Annotated in this window: 16 protein-coding genes and 1 riboswitch; of the genes, 2 read left to right on the forward strand and 14 right to left on the reverse strand. The window is 74.1% G+C overall.

Annotation, left to right across the window (positions count from 1 at the left end; all coding sequences use genetic code 11):
• Nucleotides 1-229: 229 nt before the first annotated feature.
• The 3 genes from cobO to M0638_RS14235 form a co-directional block, all read right to left on the reverse strand.
• Nucleotides 230-841, reverse strand: a complete 612-nt coding sequence (gene cobO / locus M0638_RS14225) for a cob(I)yrinic acid a,c-diamide adenosyltransferase (protein WP_248667667.1) — start codon at nt 839-841, stop codon at nt 230-232.
• Nucleotides 838-1,347: a bifunctional adenosylcobinamide kinase/adenosylcobinamide-phosphate guanylyltransferase gene (gene cobU / locus M0638_RS14230; protein WP_248667668.1), complete on the reverse strand. Its 510-nt coding sequence runs from the start codon at nt 1,345-1,347 to the stop codon at nt 838-840. The genes cobO and cobU overlap by 4 nt, the downstream gene beginning before the upstream one ends.
• Before the next feature lie 94 nt (nt 1,348-1,441).
• A complete protein-coding gene (locus M0638_RS14235) occupies nt 1,442-2,440 on the reverse strand; it encodes a Bug family tripartite tricarboxylate transporter substrate binding protein (protein WP_248667669.1) in 999 nt (332 codons plus the stop codon).
• A 223-nt stretch (nt 2,441-2,663) separates the two neighbouring features.
• A riboswitch (TPP riboswitch) is annotated at nt 2,664-2,796 on the forward strand.
• A gap of 48 nt (nt 2,797-2,844) precedes the next feature.
• Between M0638_RS14235 and thiC the strand changes: the two genes are divergently transcribed.
• The gene (gene thiC / locus M0638_RS14240) at nt 2,845-4,674 is read left to right on the forward strand and encodes a phosphomethylpyrimidine synthase ThiC (RefSeq protein WP_248667670.1); all 1,830 of its coding nucleotides are present in this window, start codon (nt 2,845-2,847) and stop codon (nt 4,672-4,674) included.
• Nucleotides 4,675-4,900: 226 nt separating this feature from the next.
• Here the strand turns inward: thiC and M0638_RS14245 are convergent, their stop codons facing one another.
• From M0638_RS14245 to M0638_RS14270, 5 genes are all read right to left on the reverse strand, one after another.
• Nucleotides 4,901-5,236, reverse strand: coding sequence for a four-helix bundle copper-binding protein (locus M0638_RS14245; RefSeq protein WP_248667671.1), 336 nt, complete (start codon nt 5,234-5,236; stop codon nt 4,901-4,903).
• 76 nt (nt 5,237-5,312) lie between these two features.
• Nucleotides 5,313-6,599: a methyl-accepting chemotaxis protein gene (locus tag M0638_RS28840; protein WP_282572015.1), complete on the reverse strand. Its 1,287-nt coding sequence runs from the start codon at nt 6,597-6,599 to the stop codon at nt 5,313-5,315.
• 187 nt (nt 6,600-6,786) lie between these two features.
• Entirely contained in the window at nt 6,787-7,563 is a 777-nt protein-coding gene (locus M0638_RS14260) for an ABC transporter ATP-binding protein (RefSeq protein ID WP_248667681.1), read from the reverse strand.
• Nucleotides 7,564-7,634: 71 nt separating this feature from the next.
• Nucleotides 7,635-8,420, reverse strand: coding sequence for an MlaE family ABC transporter permease (locus M0638_RS14265; RefSeq protein ID WP_248667672.1), 786 nt, complete (start codon nt 8,418-8,420; stop codon nt 7,635-7,637).
• Nucleotides 8,417-9,616 carry an alanine racemase gene (locus tag M0638_RS14270; protein ID WP_248667673.1) on the reverse strand — a complete coding sequence of 400 codons (1,200 nt, stop codon included), beginning with the start codon at nt 9,614-9,616 and terminating at the stop codon, nt 8,417-8,419. Before M0638_RS14270 ends, M0638_RS14265 begins: the two co-directional genes overlap by 4 nt.
• Before the next feature lie 59 nt (nt 9,617-9,675).
• Here M0638_RS14270 and M0638_RS14275 point away from each other — a divergent pair, with 59 nt between their 5' ends.
• Nucleotides 9,676-9,876, forward strand: a complete 201-nt coding sequence (locus M0638_RS14275) for a hypothetical protein (protein WP_248667674.1) — start codon at nt 9,676-9,678, stop codon at nt 9,874-9,876.
• A 109-nt stretch (nt 9,877-9,985) separates the two neighbouring features.
• On the opposite strand, the gene M0638_RS14280 is transcribed toward M0638_RS14275, so the two are convergent.
• The 6 genes from M0638_RS14280 to rpsF form a co-directional block, all read right to left on the reverse strand.
• Nucleotides 9,986-11,578 carry a replicative DNA helicase gene (locus tag M0638_RS14280; RefSeq protein WP_248667675.1) on the reverse strand — a complete coding sequence of 531 codons (1,593 nt, stop codon included), beginning with the start codon at nt 11,576-11,578 and terminating at the stop codon, nt 9,986-9,988.
• Between the two features lie 184 nt (nt 11,579-11,762).
• Nucleotides 11,763-12,215 carry a hypothetical protein gene (locus M0638_RS14285; protein ID WP_248667676.1) on the reverse strand — a complete coding sequence of 151 codons (453 nt, stop codon included), beginning with the start codon at nt 12,213-12,215 and terminating at the stop codon, nt 11,763-11,765.
• Between the two features lie 224 nt (nt 12,216-12,439).
• The gene (rplI, locus tag M0638_RS14290) at nt 12,440-13,003 is read right to left on the reverse strand and encodes a 50S ribosomal protein L9 (protein ID WP_248667677.1); all 564 of its coding nucleotides are present in this window, start codon (nt 13,001-13,003) and stop codon (nt 12,440-12,442) included.
• Between the two features lie 311 nt (nt 13,004-13,314).
• Complete coding sequence (locus M0638_RS14295) at nt 13,315-14,271, reverse strand: hypothetical protein (protein ID WP_248667678.1); 957 nt, start codon at nt 14,269-14,271, stop codon at nt 13,315-13,317.
• Between the two features lie 57 nt (nt 14,272-14,328).
• Nucleotides 14,329-14,607 (reverse strand): 30S ribosomal protein S18, encoded by a 279-nt coding sequence (gene rpsR, locus M0638_RS14300; RefSeq protein ID WP_248667679.1) that lies wholly within the window; start codon nt 14,605-14,607, stop codon nt 14,329-14,331.
• Between the two features lie 6 nt (nt 14,608-14,613).
• Complete coding sequence (gene rpsF / locus M0638_RS14305; protein WP_248667680.1) at nt 14,614-15,081, reverse strand: 30S ribosomal protein S6; 468 nt, start codon at nt 15,079-15,081, stop codon at nt 14,614-14,616.
• Between the last annotated feature and the right edge of the window lie 137 nt (nt 15,082-15,218).

Below are 15,218 nucleotides of genomic sequence, written 5' to 3' on the forward strand. Positions count from 1 at the left end.
CGGGGCTCCGCCCCGGACCCCGCCAGGGGCTTTGCCCCTGGACCCCACCAAAGGGCGAAGCCCCTTTGGAAACCCCGATTGTTCTTGATTCCCGCGCGGTTCGACCGGCGAGGCCCGACGCCGGCGGAGGTCCAGGAACCTGAGGTTCCTGGCGGATGGGGTCTGGGGAAGGCGGAGCCTTCCCCAGGCGGTGGGATCGGCGCCCACCTCTTCCCGTCTTTCCCCCGCATCAGAACTCGATCCCCGGCTGCGCCTTCACCCCCGCCGCGAAGTGGTGCTTCACCGGCCGCATCTCGGTCACGAGGTCGGCCGCCTCCACCAGCGCGGGCGGGGCGTTGCGGCCGGTGACGACGACGTGCAGCGCCGGGTCGCGCGCCGCCAGCGCCGCGACCACTTCCTCCGCCGGCAGGTAGTCGTAGCGCAGCGCGATGCACAGCTCGTCCAGCACCAGCAGGCCGAGGCCGGGGCGGTGGAGCAGTTCCGTCGCCTTGCCCCAGGCGCGGCGCGCGGCGGCGATGTCGCGGTCGCGGTCCTGCGTCTCCCAGGTGAAGCCCTCGCCCATGCTGTGCCACTCGACGAGGCCGGCGCCGAGGCGCTCCAGCACGGCGCGCTCGCCGGTGGACCAGGCGCCCTTGATGAACTGCACCACGGCGACCGGCCGCCCGTGCCCCAGCATGCGCAGCGCCAGGCCGAAGGCGGCGGTGGACTTGCCCTTGCCCGGCCCGGTGTGGACCAGCAGCAGGCCCTTCTCGATGGTCTTGCCGGCCACCTCGGCGTCCTGCACCGCCTTGCGCCTCGCCATCTTCTCGCGGTGGCGGGCGGCCTCGGCATCGTCCGTCATGGGGAACCCTTCAGCACCAGCGGCAGCCCGGCCGCGACGAACACCACGTGGTCGGCCCGCGCGCCGAGGCGCTGGTTCAGCCGCCCGGCGGCGTCGCGGAAGGCGCGGGCCAGGGCGTTGTCGGGCACGATGCCGAGGCCGACCTCGTTGGCGACCAGCACGGTGGGCGTGCCGCGGGCGGCGAGGGCGGCTTCCAGCGCGTCGGTGGCGGCCTCGATGTCGTGCCCGCCCAGCATCAGGTTGGTGAGCCAGAGCGTCAGGCAGTCCACCAGCGCGGGGCAGGGGCCGGCGGCTTCGAGCGCCCCGGGCAGGTCGAGCGGCGCCTCGGCGGTCCGCCAGCGCGCGTCGCGGCGGGCCCGGTGCTCGGCGATGCGCGCGCGCATCTCGTCGTCGAAGGCCTGGGCGGTGGCGAGGTAGGCCCAGGGGGCGGGATGCCGGGTGAGCAGCGCCTCCGCATGGCGGGACTTGCCGGAGCGGGCGCCGCCGAGGACCAGGGTGAGGGACATGGCCCGCCTGGCATGCGGGGGTGCCGCGGCGCCGTCAAGGTGGTCCGGTGGCTCTCCGCGCGTCGTGCGGCGCGTCCCGACGGGCCCGGCTGCGTCACGGGGACCGCAGGCTCGCCCGCGCCACGACGCCGGCCCAGCGGGCCCGGTCGGCGGCGTAGAATTCGGCGAAGTCGGCGGGGCTGGCGCTCGGGGTGACGTCCAGCCCGCCCTCGCGCAGCCGGCGGGCCGTCGCCGGCTCGGCCAGGGTGGCGTTCAGCGCCGCGTGCAGCCGGGCCACGCGGTCCGGCGCGGTGCCGGCCGGGGCGAACAGGCCGAACCAGGTGGCCGCCTCGATCTGCGGGAAGCCGGCCTCGGCCGTGGTCGGCAGGGTGGGCAGGGCAGGGTTGCGCCGCGGCCCGGCGATGGCGAGCGCGCGGAGCGTGCCGGCCTCGATGGCCGGCTGCAGCGGCGCCAGCGCGTTGGTGAAGACCTGGATGCGCCCGGCCAGCAGGTCGTTCATCGCCGGCCCGGTGCCGCGATACGGCACGTGGGTCATCGGCACGCCCAACGCCTCGGCCACCATCGCGCCGGCGACGTGGCCGGTGGAGCCGACGCCGGGGGAGCCGTAGCTGAGCGGCACCGCCGAGCGCCGCGCCAGCGCCTGCAATTCGCGCAGCGAGCGCGCCGGCAGGCCGGGCCAGACCACGATGACGTTGTCGCCGGCGCCGATCAGACCGATCGGCGCGAAGGCGGTGGCGGCGTCGAAGGGCGAGCGGCTGTTCATCAGCGAATTGATGGTCAGGCTGCCGCTGCCGCCGAGCAGCAGCGTGTAGCCGTCCGGTGCCGCGCGCGACACCACCTCCGCCCCCATCAGGCCGCCGGCGCCGCCTCGGTTCTCGACCACGAAGGGCTGGCCGAGGCGCACGCCCATGCCCTCCGTCACCAGCCGGCCGACGATGTCGTTGGTACCGCCCGGGGCGAAGGGGATGACGAGGCGGAGCGGCTGGGCGGGGTATTCCTGCGCCACGCCGGGCCGTGCCGGCGCGGCGAGCAGGGCGGCGAGGGCGAGCCTCAGCGCGGACCGGCGGCACGGCATGGCAGGGCGGCGCGGCATGGGCGCGGTTCCGGTGCTTCTCGTGGCCGGTGACAGGTCGCGTGCGGCAGGATGGCAGGGCCGCGGCCCGGCGTCAGCAGGCGCCGTTCCGATGCCGGGCGCCCGCCCGATCACGTCGCGTCGAACGGTGCTCGCGGGGGGCACCACGCCGGCATGACGGCTTCCTTGCCGGGTCGTGTCCGCGGGCGGCGGTTGACGCATGCCGCCGCGTCCTCCAGCCTTCCGCCGTTCCGAGGGGAGCCCCGGCAAGGGGCTGAGACACCGATGCGCGGCGGGGCCCGGCCCCGTTCGCGGCGCGGAGACCCTTCGAACCTGATCCGGGTCATGCCGGCGAAGGGACGGACGCTCCGACACCCCACGCACATGTACCGGATCTCCTGTCGGCATCGTCCACGGAGAATCCGATGAACCATATCGCGCCGAAGCACCCCGTCGTGCCGGGCAGCGTCACCACGGGGCCGATCGCGGGCTCGCGCAGGATCCATTCGAGCCCGGAAGGCCACCCCGGCATCCGGGTGCCGTTCCGCGAGATCGCGCTGCACCCGAGCGCCAACGAGCCGCCCTTCCGCGCCTACGACACCTCCGGCCCCTACACGGACGAGGCGGTGCGCATCGACCTGGAGGCCGGCCTGCCCTCCGTGCGCGGCGAGTGGATCGCGCGTCGCGGCTTCGCGGCGGCCGAGCGGCGCGCCGTCACGGCGGCCGACAACGGCCACGCGGCGCCCGAGATGCTGGTCGCGCCCTGCCCGGCGAAGCGCGACCTGCTGGTCGGGCGCGCGGGGCAGCCGGTCACGCAGTACGAGTTCGCCCGCGCCGGCATCGTCACCGAGGAGATGGTCTACGTCGCGCACCGCGAGAATCTCGGCCGCGCGGCGATGCCGGAGGGCGCCGAGGCGCGCCATGCCGATGGCGAGCGCTTCGGCGCGGCGCTGCCGGCCTTCATCACGCCGGAATTCGTGCGCGACGAGATCGCGCGCGGCCGCGCCATCATCCCGGCCAACATCAACCACCCGGAGCTGGAGCCGACCATCATCGGCCGCAACTTCCTGGTGAAGATCAACGCCAACATCGGCAATTCTGCCGTCACCTCCTCGGCCGCCGACGAGGTGGAGAAGCTGGTCTGGGCCATCCGCTGGGGGGCGGACACGGTGATGGACCTCTCCACCGGCCGCAACATCCACAACATCCGCGACTGGATCCTGCGCAATTCGCCCGTGCCGATCGGGACGGTGCCGATCTACCAGGCGCTGGAGAAGGTGGGCGGCGACCCGGCGAAGCTCGACTGGGACGTGTTCAGGGACACGCTGGTCGAGCAGGCCGAGCAGGGGGTGGACTACTTCACCATCCATGCCGGGGTGCGGCTGCGCCACGTGCCGCTGACGGCGCGGCGGGTGACGGGCATCGTCAGCCGCGGCGGCTCGATCATGGCGCGCTGGTGCCTCTCGCACCACCGCGAGAGCTTCCTCTACGAGCGCTTCGACGAGATCTGCGACCTGATGCGCAAGTACGACGTGTCGTTCTCGCTCGGCGACGGGCTGCGGCCCGGTTCCATCGCCGACGCCAACGACGCGGCGCAGTTCGCCGAGCTGGAGACGCTGGGCGAGCTGACGAAGATCGCCTGGGACAAGGGCTGCCAGGTGATGATCGAGGGCCCCGGCCACGTGCCGATGCACAAGATCAAGGAGAACATGGACAGGCAGCTGCGCGAGTGCGGCGAGGCGCCCTTCTACACGCTCGGCCCGCTCACCACCGACATCGCGCCGGGCTACGACCACATCACCTCCGGCATCGGCGCCGCCATGATCGGCTGGTTCGGCTGCGCCATGCTCTGCTACGTCACGCCCAAGGAGCATCTCGGCCTGCCGGACCGCGACGACGTCAAGACCGGCGTGATCACCTACAAGATCGCCGCGCACGCGGCCGATCTCGCCAAGGGACACCCGGCGGCGAAGCTGCGCGACGACGCGCTCTCCCGCGCCAGGTTCGAGTTCCGCTGGCAGGACCAGTTCAACCTGTCGCTCGATCCCGACACGGCGCAGCGCTACCACGACGAGACGCTGCCGAAGGACGCGCACAAGGTGGCGCATTTCTGCTCGATGTGCGGGCCGAAATTCTGCTCGATGCAGATCACGCAGGACCTGCGCCGCGAGGCCGAGCGCATGGAGGGGATGGCCGGCAAGACCGAGGAATTCCGGGCGGGCGGCGGACAGATCTACACGCCGGCGGCGGAGTAGAGCATTCCCGAGCCGGGTGTCCTCACCCGGCGACCCGGAAGATGCGAGAAACCGAAGGGCCGGAGCCGTTCCGACCTGATACGGTCAGGCCGGAACGGCTCCAGGGGCTTCCGCCCTCGGCCCGGGCGAGGGGCGGGCCTCGCCTGCCCCTCCCGCCGGACCCCACGGCCGGACGGGCTCCGGGGAAGGCGGCGTCCTCCCCGGAAAGGTGGCGGGAGGGCGCCGCTCAGTGCGGCCTCACCCCCATCTGCCCGCAGAGCGACGCGCAGCGGCGGCAGGCTTCGGCGCAGCGGCGCATCGCGTCATCCGCGTCCGGATGGTTCTCGCACGACGCCGCGCACTGGCCGCAGATCTCCGCGCATTCGGCGCAGAGATGCGGGTGGTGCGGCGACTGCCGGATCATGAAGTCGGCCGAGACGGCGCAGATCTGCGCGCAATCCATCATGATGCCGATATGCGCCGCCTCGGCATGATGCCCGCCCCTGCCGAGGCAGTGGGCGATGGTGGCGAGGCAGGTGCGGTGGCAGTCGAGGCAGGCCTCGATGCAGGCATTCATGTCCATGGCAGGTCCTCCGTCGGGTTCCGGACACCGCTCGAACGCGCCTGCCCCGTGGGAGGGTTCCCTGCCTCCGCCGGGTTCAGGCCGCCCGCAGGCTGCCCAGGAAGTCCTCCACCTGCCGGCGCAGCGAGCCGACCTGCCCGGTCAGGGCCCGGGCGGCGCCCGCGATGCGGCCGGCGACCTGTCCGGTCTCGCCGACCGCCTCGTTCACGCCTCCGAGATGGGCCGCGACCTCCTGCGTCCCCTGCGCCGCGCGTTGGATCGAGCGGGCGATCTCCTGCGTCGCGGCGCCCTGCTGCTCCACCGCGGCGGCGATCGCGGCGGCGACCTCGTTCAGGTGGTCGATGGTCTTGGCGACGCCGTCGATCGCCTCGGCCACGCCCGAGGTGGCGCCCTGCACCGCGGTGATGCGGGCGGTGATCTCCTCGGTGGCCCTGGCGGTCTGGCTGGCCAGGGTCTTGACCTCGCTCGCCACCACCGCGAAGCCCTTGCCCGCCTCGCCGGCGCGGGCCGCCTCGATCGTGGCGTTCAGCGCCAGCAGGTTGGTCTGGCCGGCGATGTCGGAGATCAGCTTCACGACGTCACCGATCCGGCGGACATCGGTGACGAGGTCCTGCACCACGGCGGTGGCGGTGTCGGCCTGCCCGGTGGCGGTGCGCGTCATGTCGGTGGAACGCACGACCTGCCGGCCGATCTCGCGGATCGAGGCCGTCACCTCCTCCGTCGCGGCCGCCACCTGCTGCACGTTGCCGGCCGCCTCGTCGGAGGCGCCGCGCACGGCATCGGCGCGCTGCCGCGTTCCCTCGGTCGTCGCGCTCATCGCCGTGGCGACCTCCTGCAACCCGTCGGCGGCCCCGGCGACCTGATCGACCATCGCCTGGACATCGGTCCGGAAGCGCCGCGCCACCTCGTCGATGGTGCCCCGGCGCGCTTCCTCCGCCTGTACCCGCTCGTGGATGTCCACCAGCGAGCCGCAGGCACGGCGCGCCTTGCGGTCCGGCCCCAGCACGACGCCGCCGGTGGCGCGGAACCAGCGCCAGGTGCCGTCCCGCATCCGCAGCCGGTAGGTCACGTCGTAGGCGGTGCCGCTGGCCAGCGCGGCGCCGAAGGCGGCGAGGGTGGCCGCGGAATCGTCGGGGTGCAGCCGGTCAGACCAGGACTGCACGCGATCCGGGAACTCCGCCTCCGAGGTGAAGCCGCAGAGGCGCCGGAATTCCGCCGACCAGGTCCAGCGCGACCGGGGGTGCATGGGGTCGCCATCGTGCAGGACGGCATCCCACAGGCCGACGCCGGCGTGCCGGGAAAGGATCTCGAGCCACTCGGCCTTGGCGGCCGTCTCGGTCTTGCGGCGACTGAACGGGAACATGGGGGGCCTTGGTGCTGCTTCCGGCATCCGAGGCTAGGGCCCGATCCGATACGGCTTCCTTAATCGCGGAATTCGGTCCGGGCCGGAGGGCGCGCCGCGGCGCTTCGCCTCGCCGTTCCCGGGGCGGATTCCGGCGCCGGGCGCTTCCTGCCGCCCCCCGGTGATCCCTCCCGCGCGATCCGTCCTACTACCGGCGCAGCTCCATCTGGATCGGCCCGTCCCGCTCGCCGTTCGCGAACTGGTCCACGATGTCGTTGCCGGTGTGGCCGAGATACTCGGCCGGGCCGGTCCAGACGATGCGGCCCTGGTAGAGCATCGCCGCCGTGTCGCCGATGCGCCGCGCGCTCGCCATGTCGTGGGTGATGGAGACGGCGGTGGCGCCGAGGCGCCTCACGCAGTCCACGATCAGCCCGTCGATCACGGCCCCCATGATCGGGTCGAGCCCGGTGGTCGGCTCGTCGAAGAAGATGATGTCGGGCTCGGCGGCGATGGCGCGGGCGAGGCCGACGCGCTTCTGCATGCCCCCCGACAGCTCCGAGGGCGAGAGGTCGCCGACCGAGGGGGCGAGGCCGACCAGGGTCAGCACCTCGGCGGCGCGCTCGCGCGCCTGGGCGCGGGTCATCCGGCGCTGGGCCAGGAGCTTGAAGGCGACGTTCTCCCAGACCGGCAGGCTGTCGAACAGCGCGGCGTTCTGGAACAGCATGCCGATGCGGTCGTTCACCGCCTCGCGCTCCCGCCGGTTCATGCGCAGCACGTCGCGGCCGTCGATCTCGATCGTGCCGGCATCGGGCACGATGAGGCCGAGCATGCATTTCAGCATCACCGACTTGCCGGAGCCGGAGCCGCCCAGGATCACCGTCGAATGCCCGGCCGCGACGTCGAGGTCGACGCCGTCGAGCACGTGCTTGCTGCCGAAGTGCTTGACCACGCCGCGCAGGCGGATCTTCGGCACGGCGGCCGCCACCGCCTCGGCCGGGTGGGCGACGAGGTAGGGTTCGGTCCGGTCCTCGGGGTGCGCGTCGTGGCGGTAATTGCTCATCGGGCGAAGAACAGCTCGGTGAGAAGGTAGTCGAGTGCCAGGATCAGCACGGAGGAGGAGACCACGGCCGAGGTGGTGGCCGAGCCGACGCCCTGCGCGCCGCCGCGGCTGGAATAGCCGTTCCAGGTTCCCATCAGCGCGATCACGAAGCCGAACACCGCCGCCTTGACGAGTCCCGACACCACGTCGTCCCAGTGCAGGAAGTCGAGCGTCGCGCTGAGGTAGGCGCCGGAGGAGAAGCCGAGCTTGGTGGTGCCGATCAGGTAGCCGCCCAGCACGCCGAGGATGTTGGCCACCAGCACCAGCAGCGGCAGCGCCACGGTGGCGGCGAGCAGGCGCGGCGTGACGAGGTACTTCATCGGGTTGGTGGAAAGCGTGGTCAGCGCGTCGATCTGGTCGGTGACGCGCATGGTGCCCAGCTCGGCGGCGATGGCGGCGCCGACCCTGCCCGCCACCATCAGCCCGGCCAGCACCGGCCCCAGCTCGCGCGTCATGGACAGGACGACGAGGTTGGCGACCGCGCCCTGCGCGTTGAAGCGCGCGAAGCCGGTGTAGGATTGCAGCGCCAGCACCATGCCGGTGAAGACCGCCGTCAGCGCCACCACCGGCAGGCTGTAGTAGGCGAAGTCGATGAAGGCGCGCAGGAACAGCCGGCCGTAAAAGGGCGGGCGCACCAGGTGCGACAGGCCATCCAGGGCGAACAGGGCGACGTCGCCGGCCGTGCGGCAGGCGCCGAGCACGCCGCGCCCCAGCGTGGCGACCGGATCGAGCGGGTGGATCACGCCAGGCAATCGGCGAGACGATCGGCGGCGTCGGTGCCGGCCGGCAGGTAGGCGCGGCGATGGCGCCGGCCCAGCCCGGTCAGGATCTCGTAGCCGATGGTGCCGGCCGCCAGCGCCAGCGCGTCCGGGCTCGCCGGGCCGTCGGCCGGGCCGCCGACCAGAGTCAGCCGGTCGCCGGGCCGCACCGCCAGCCCCGGCGGCAGGTCGGTGACGTCGAACAGGGTCAGGTCCATGGACACGCGGCCTAGCAGAGGAACGGCCTGCGTGCCAATCAGCCCTGCGGCACGGCCCGCCAGGGCGCGCATGTAGCCGTCGGCGTAGCCGGCGGCGACCGTGGCGATGCGGGTCGGCCGCGTCGCCGTCCAGGCCGCGCCGTAGCCGGCGGTCGCGCCGGGCGGCACCTCGCGCACCTGCAGCACGGGGACGGTCAGGGTCACGGTGGGCCGCATCGGGTTGGGATGGCCGGGGGTGGGGTTGATCCCGTAGGTGGCGCATCCCGGGCGGGCGAGATCGGAGGCGAAGGCCGGGCCGAGGAACAGCCCCGAGGAGTTGGCGAAGCTGCGCGGCGCCGCCGGCAGCGCGGCGCAGGCGGCGGCGAAGCGGCCCGCCTGCAGCGCGTTCATCGGGTGCGACGGCTCGTCGGCGCAGGCGAGATGGGTCATCACGGCCAGCAGCCGCAGCCCGTCCAGCCGGCCGGGATCGGCCGCCAGCGCCTCCAGCTCGGCCGGCGGCAGGCCGAGTCGCGCCATGCCGGTGTCGACGTGCAGGAAGGCGGGCCGCGCCACGCCCGCGGCACGCGCGGCGGCCGCGTGCGCCTCCACCTCGCCGAGCCCGTTCAGCACCGGCACCAGCCCGGCGCGGTCCGCCTCGCCGCCGGGGGCGAAGCCGTTCAGCACGGCGATGACCGGCGGCGGCCCCGGGAGAGAGCCCGGCGCCGCCGTTCCTCCCGCCGGGCTCTTCCCCGGGGCGGCGCCCAGCGCCTCGCGCAGGGCCAGGCCTTCCTCCTCCAGCGCCACGAAGAAGTGACGGCAGCCGGCCTCCAGCAGCGCCCCCGCCACCGCGGCCGCGCCGAGGCCGTAGCCATCGGCCTTCACCACCCCGGCGATGCCGCCGCCGCCCATGGCGGCGTGCCGGGCGCGCAGGTTCCGCCAGTTGGCCACGATGGCGCCGAGGTCGACGGTCAGCACCCCGGTCATCGCTTGTCCGCCGTCCGGGCCGGGGCGTAGCGTCGCGCGGGGCGGCGGGGGAGGCACGCATGCGTTTCGGCGGCGGCAGGGTGCATGCGCTGCGTGTCGGCGGCGTCGCGCTGGCGGTGACGGGGCTGCCGATGACGCTGTGGGGCCGCTACGGCGAACCGCCGCAGCCCCTGCTCGTCGGGCTGGGGCAGGCGTGCAGCCTGCTCGGGCTCGGCTGCCTCCTGGCCTATCTCGCGCTGCGCCGCCGGCTGCGGGAGTGAGGGCACGGGGCGGCCCCGGCCGCCGCTTTCCCCGGCGTCTCCCCGGCTGCCCCACCGGGTTCCCCCCCGGACACGCCGCCGGGGCCATGGCGCCGGGGCAGCAGCCGGCTCAGCGCCCGTCATGGTCGCCATGGACGATGTCGAGGTCGCCGAAGCGGGTGAACTCGCCCTCGAAGAACAGCTTGATGTCGCCGGTCGGGCCGTGGCGCGACTTGCGGATCAGCAGCTCGGCCTTGTTGTGGGCCTTCTCCATCGCCGCCACCCAGTCCTGGTGCGCGCCCTCGAACTTGCCCAGCCGGTCGTGGCCCTCGAAGTGGATGTCCTTCGGCTCCTTGGCGGCGAGGTAGTACTCGTCGCGGTAGACGAACATCACCACGTCCGCGTCCTGCTCGATCGAGCCCGATTCGCGCAGGTCCGCGAGCTGCGGCCGCTTGTCCTCGCGCGATTCGACCTGGCGCGAGAGCTGCGAGAGCGCCAGCACCGGCACCGCCAGCTCCTTGGCCAGCGCCTTCAGGCCCTGGGTGATCTGGGAGAGCTCCTGCACGCGGTTGTCGGTCTTGCTTCCCGCGGCCGGGCGCATGAGCTGGAGGTAGTCCACCACGATCATGGCGAGGCCGCGCGTGCGCTTGAGGCGCCGGCAGCGCGTGCGCATCGCCGAGATGGTGATCGCCGGCGTGTCGTCGATGTAGAGCGGCAGGGTCGAGAGCTCGCGGCTGGCGCGGATGAACTCGTCGAAGTCGCGCTGCTGGATGTCGCCGCGCCGGATGCGGTCGCCCGAGACCCGCGCCTCCTCCGAGAGCAGGCGGGTGGCGAGCTGGTCGGCGCTCATCTCCAGGCTGAAGATCGCGACCGTGCCCTTCGGCGCGGCGCCGGGGCCGCCCTTCTCCTCCGCCTCCTGCAGCAGGGCGCGGGCGGCGCCGAAGGCCATCTTGGTGGCGAGCGCGGTCTTGCCCATGGCCGGGCGCCCCGCGAGGATCAGCAGGTCCGAGGGGTGCAGCCCGCCCATCTTCTTGTCGACGTCGCGCAGGCCCGTGGGCAGGCCGGAGACGCCGCCCGGCGTCGAGAAGGCGCGCTCGGCGTTCTCCACCGCCGCGACCAGCGCCTTCTCCAGCGGGATCAGCCCGCCCTCGGCGGCGCCGTCGGTCGCGAGGTTGAACAGCGCCTGCTCGGCCGCCTCCATCTGCCCCTTGGCGTCGAGCTCCGGCTCGGCGCCGAAGGCGCGGTTCACCACCACCTCGCCGAGGTCGATGAGCTGGCGGCGCAGATAGGCGTCGAAGATGACGCGGCCGTACTCGCCGGCGTTGATGATGCCGGTCATGGCCGAGAGGAGCTGCGCGAGGTAGGCGGCGCCGCCCACCTCGTCGAGCAGGCCGGAATGCTCGAACTCGGCGCGCAGCGTCACGATGTCGGCGAGCTGGCCGGCCTCCACGCGGCGCTGGATCGACTGGTAGACGCGCCCGTGGACGGGATCGACGAAGTGCTCGGGGGCGAGGAATTCCGAGACGCGCTCATAGGCGCGGTTGTTGGCCAGCAGCGCGCCGAGCAGCGCCTGCTCGGCCTCCCGGTTCGAGGGGGGCAGGCGCTGTGAGAGGCCGAACAGCCCCTCGCCCGGCGACCCGCCGGCCGGCCCGCCGCCGGGGCTTCCCCCGGGACCGCCACCATGTCCACCGGAAGCGGGCGCCAGCGGGTAGAGCGTGTTCATGGCCGCAGGTTAGCGTGTCTCGCGCCCCGCCGGGGCTGTGGATTGCTGTGGATAACGGGGATCGAACCGGCGCGGCGGCGCGGATGCGGGCGGCGCCGGGTCCTGGTGCCGCATGGGCCCCGCACGGGCCCGTGCCGCCCGCGCCCCGCCTGCCGCCCGGCGGCACGCGGGGCGCGGGCGGGGATCAGATGCAGCCCGAGACCCGGTCCGACAGGGTCCAGCTATCGCCGGTGCGCTGGTTCGTCGTGTTGTAGGTCCGCGTCGGCGGGATGCCCGAGCCGATCCGCACCAGGCAGAGCCGCGCCCGGTCGTCCTTGCGCGCCCGCTGCACCATCAGCTCGTTCCGGCAGGACACCTGGCGGACGCCGTTGGTGAAGCTGATGCCGGAGCCTGAGTTCGGGATGTTGCCGCCCCCTGGCGTCGTCAGCCGCGAGCCCACGGCGGCGACGCGGGTGGTGACGCACTGGCCGATCCGTTCGGGCCGCTCCTCCTGCGCCCGGGCCGCGACCGGCGCCGCCGCGCAGAGCACGGCCAGCAGCGCGGCGCCGAGTCGCGCCCGGGCGCGCGCGGGAAGGGGGGCGGGAAAGGGGGCGGGCGCGATGCCCGGCCCGGTCGGTCGTCCTGCCGCGTAGCGCATTGCCGGTTCTCCCCTGTGCGTGAGTGCCGGATCGATACCCCGGGGCGGTGCCGCGGGGGCGATCGGCGGCCCATGCTACAACGGTGGCGCGGCCTGCCACGCCCCCTCTCGCGGAACGCGGGGGAAAGACGGGGGCGGGCCGGTCCCGCCGGCTGCCAGCGCGGGCCCGCCCGTCCGGCGGGGCGGACCCCGCCGGCGGTCCGCTCAGCTCAGCCCTGGCTGGCTCAGCCCTGGCCGGCTTCCATGCCGATCTCGGAGGCGAGCTGGTCCTCCAGGCTCTCCTCCTCCTCGTCCTCCTCGCCGCGCGCCCGCTCGCCGCGCGCCTGGCGCTCGGCCTCCTCGGGGGAGCGGGCGACGTTGACGGTGACGGGGATCGACACCTCGGGGTGCAGCGCGACGCGGACGTTGAACAGGCCGAGCGTCTTGATCGGCTGCTCCAGCAGCACCTGCTGGCGGTCCACGGTCAGGCCCGAGCCCTTGCACGCATCGGCGATGTCGCGCGGCGCCACGGAGCCGTACAGGCTGCCCGATTCGCCGGCCTGGCGGATGATGACGACCGAGAGGCCCTCCATGCGCTCGGCGATGCGCTCGGCCTCCTCGCGGCGCTTGAGGTTCAGGGCCTCGAGCTGCACGCGCTCGCGCTCGAAGCGCTCCAGGTTGGACTTGCTGGCGCGGATCGCCTTGCCCTGGGGCAGCAGGAAGTTGCGCGCGTAGCCCGGGCGCACCTTCACCCGCTCGCCCATCTGGCCGAGCTTGTCGACGCGCTGCATCAGAATGACTTCGATCATGTCAGCCTCGATCCGTCGGCCGCTCTGCGGCCGCCCTTTATGATTGGTTGGAGGGCCGGCCCGTCCAGCGGGCCGGTCCGTGCTGCGCCGCGCGCCCCGGGGGCGTCGCGGGAAAGGGCAGGGGCTGCCGCCTCCGCCCGGCCGGGCCGGCCCCGAGGGGGTCGATCCGGGGCCTGCGGCGTCCACGCGGCCCGGTCGGGACCGCGCGCCGCCGCAGTGCATTCCTCCCGGCGCGGCTTCGCGCCCCGGTCGTCCTCGCCCGCCGGCGATCCGCGCCGGGCCTGGCCGGCGCCGGGCACGTCACGCCGCGGTCATCCCGGGCGCGTCGGCGCCCGCCGTGCCGCCCACTGGTCGTACAGGCCGAGCGCGGTGACCGCGACGATGGCGGGCGCGCTGAACAGCACCAGCAGCAGGTAGAAGGCCACCAGCATCGCCGTGGCGCCGTTCCGCCCCTGCAGCCGCGCATGCACCCCGGCGATGCCCTGCAGGAACAGCGGCAGCAGCAGCAGCAGGAAGGCCGAGAGCCGCACCGGGCCCGGCTCCCCCTCCGCCAGCCACAGCCCCGCCGCCGCCGCGGGCAGCAGCAGGTACCAGGCGGGCAGGCGCACCGCGCGCCAGCCCGGCTCCAGCCGCGGCGCCAGACCGCCCGGCGCCAGCAGGTCGCCGCGCAGCACGCGCCGCGCCGCCAGCGCCCCGAGGGCCAGCGTGGTGGCCAGCCAGAAGCCCAGCGCCGCCGGCGCCACCTGCTGCAGCAGCGCCACCAGCGCCGGATCGGCCGGCAGGCCGGTCTGCGCGAGGCCCAGCGCCACCAGCGCGTGCAGCACGCCGGCCAGCCCGCCCGCCGTCTCCAGGGAGGCGGCGGACCAGGCCGCGATCAGCAGCAGCAGCACCGGCCAGATGCCGAGCAGCGCCAGCGGCGGCCCGGCGTCGAAGCGCACCCCGGCCGGCGTGCGCCGCCAGCCCATCGCCACCAGCAGGAAGGCCGGCAGGGCGAAGACCAGCAGCATCAGCAGCGCCGCCAGGCCGCTGCCCAGCAGCCATACCCCCGCCACCGCGATGGCGCCCCCGAGCAGCGCCACCGGCGGCCCGAAGCCGAGCCCCGCGACCAGCAGCGGGAAGGGGGCGAGCCAGAACAGCAGCCCGCCGCCCGCGAGGCCGCGGAAGCCCGCCAGCGCCGCCACCGCCGCGACCAGCCCCGCCGCGCCGGCGGCGAGCAGGCCGGCCTGCCCGGGCCCGCGCGGATCCTGCCCACCGGCCATCGCCGTCAAGCGCGCTCTCCTGGCGCCGGGCCGGAGGGACGGGCCCCCCGGGTCCCGGCGACGCCCTCAGTCGTTGATGACGTAGGGCAGCAGCGCCAGGAAGCGGGCGCGCTTGATCGCCAGCGCCAGCTCGCGCTGCTTCTTGCCGCTCACCGCCGTGATGCGCGACGGCACGATCTTGCCGCGCTCGCTGAGGAAGCGGGAGAGCAGGCGCACGTCCTTGTAGTCGATCTTCGGCGCGTTCGGGCCGGAGAAGGGGCAGGACTTGCGGCGGCGGTAGAAGGGACGGCGGGCACCGACGGCGGGGCGCCGGGCGGCCGGGGTCATCTCGGTCGAATCGGACATCTCAGATCACTCCTCACCGCCGGCGGGCTCGAGCTCCTCGCGCGGACGGGCGCGGAACTCCTCGCGGTCGTCGCCGCGCTCGCGGCGGCCGGAGCCGAAGCGGCCGGACGGGCGCGGGCCACGGAAGCCGCGGTCGCGCTCGCGGTCGTCGCCGCGCTTGGCCAGGATCGCCGAGGGGGCCTCGTCGATGGTCTCGACGCGCAGGGTCAGGTGGCGCAGCACGTCCTCGTTCAGGCCGAGCTGGCGCTCCATCTCCTGCACCGTGGCCGGCGGGGCCTCGATGCCGAGCAGCATGTAGTGCGCCTTGCGGTTCTTCTTCACGCGGTAGGCGAGGCCGCGCAGGCCCCAGTACTCGCGCTTCCTCACCGTGCCCTCGCCCTCGGCGAGGGTGGCGGTGATCTGGTCGGCGATGGCGTCGACCTGCTGCTGGGTGATGTCGTTGCGCGCGATCAGCACGCATTCGTAGAGCGGCATGGGTACTCCCTGTGGCTCGCCTCAGCCCTGCGCGGCGCCCGGGATGGGCGCGCAAACGGGCATAGCCGGGCGCGATGCCTCCGCGTCCGGCAGGGAAGGCGCGGCCTTAAGCACGGCGGGGGGGGGGGGGGGCGGGG

Source organism: Roseomonas acroporae (assembly GCF_023223525.1).
GTDB lineage: Bacteria > Pseudomonadota > Alphaproteobacteria > Acetobacterales > Acetobacteraceae > Roseomonas_E > Roseomonas_E acroporae.

Bases quoted from the DNA above. Each gene is read 5' to 3' on its own strand.
- cobO (WP_248667667.1), bottom strand. From the start codon at position 841: ATGACGGACGATGCCGAGGCCGCCCGCCACCGCGAGAAGATGGCGAGG.
- cobU (WP_248667668.1), bottom strand. From the start codon at position 1,347: ATGTCCCTCACCCTGGTCCTCGGCGGCGCCCGCTCCGGCAAGTCCCGC.
- M0638_RS14235 (WP_248667669.1), bottom strand. From the start codon at position 2,440: ATGCCGCGCCGCCCTGCCATGCCGTGCCGCCGGTCCGCGCTGAGGCTC.
- thiC (WP_248667670.1), top strand. From the start codon at position 2,845: ATGAACCATATCGCGCCGAAGCACCCCGTCGTGCCGGGCAGCGTCACC.
- M0638_RS14245 (WP_248667671.1), bottom strand. From the start codon at position 5,236: ATGGACATGAATGCCTGCATCGAGGCCTGCCTCGACTGCCACCGCACC.
- M0638_RS28840 (WP_282572015.1), bottom strand. From the start codon at position 6,599: ATGTTCCCGTTCAGTCGCCGCAAGACCGAGACGGCCGCCAAGGCCGAG.
- M0638_RS14270 (WP_248667673.1), bottom strand. From the start codon at position 9,616: ATGACCGGGGTGCTGACCGTCGACCTCGGCGCCATCGTGGCCAACTGG.
- M0638_RS14275 (WP_248667674.1), top strand. From the start codon at position 9,676: ATGCGTTTCGGCGGCGGCAGGGTGCATGCGCTGCGTGTCGGCGGCGTC.
- M0638_RS14280 (WP_248667675.1), bottom strand. From the start codon at position 11,578: ATGAACACGCTCTACCCGCTGGCGCCCGCTTCCGGTGGACATGGTGGC.
- M0638_RS14285 (WP_248667676.1), bottom strand. From the start codon at position 12,215: ATGCGCTACGCGGCAGGACGACCGACCGGGCCGGGCATCGCGCCCGCC.
- rplI (WP_248667677.1), bottom strand. From the start codon at position 13,003: ATGATCGAAGTCATTCTGATGCAGCGCGTCGACAAGCTCGGCCAGATG.
- rpsR (WP_248667679.1), bottom strand. From the start codon at position 14,607: ATGTCCGATTCGACCGAGATGACCCCGGCCGCCCGGCGCCCCGCCGTC.
- rpsF (WP_248667680.1), bottom strand. From the start codon at position 15,081: ATGCCGCTCTACGAATGCGTGCTGATCGCGCGCAACGACATCACCCAG.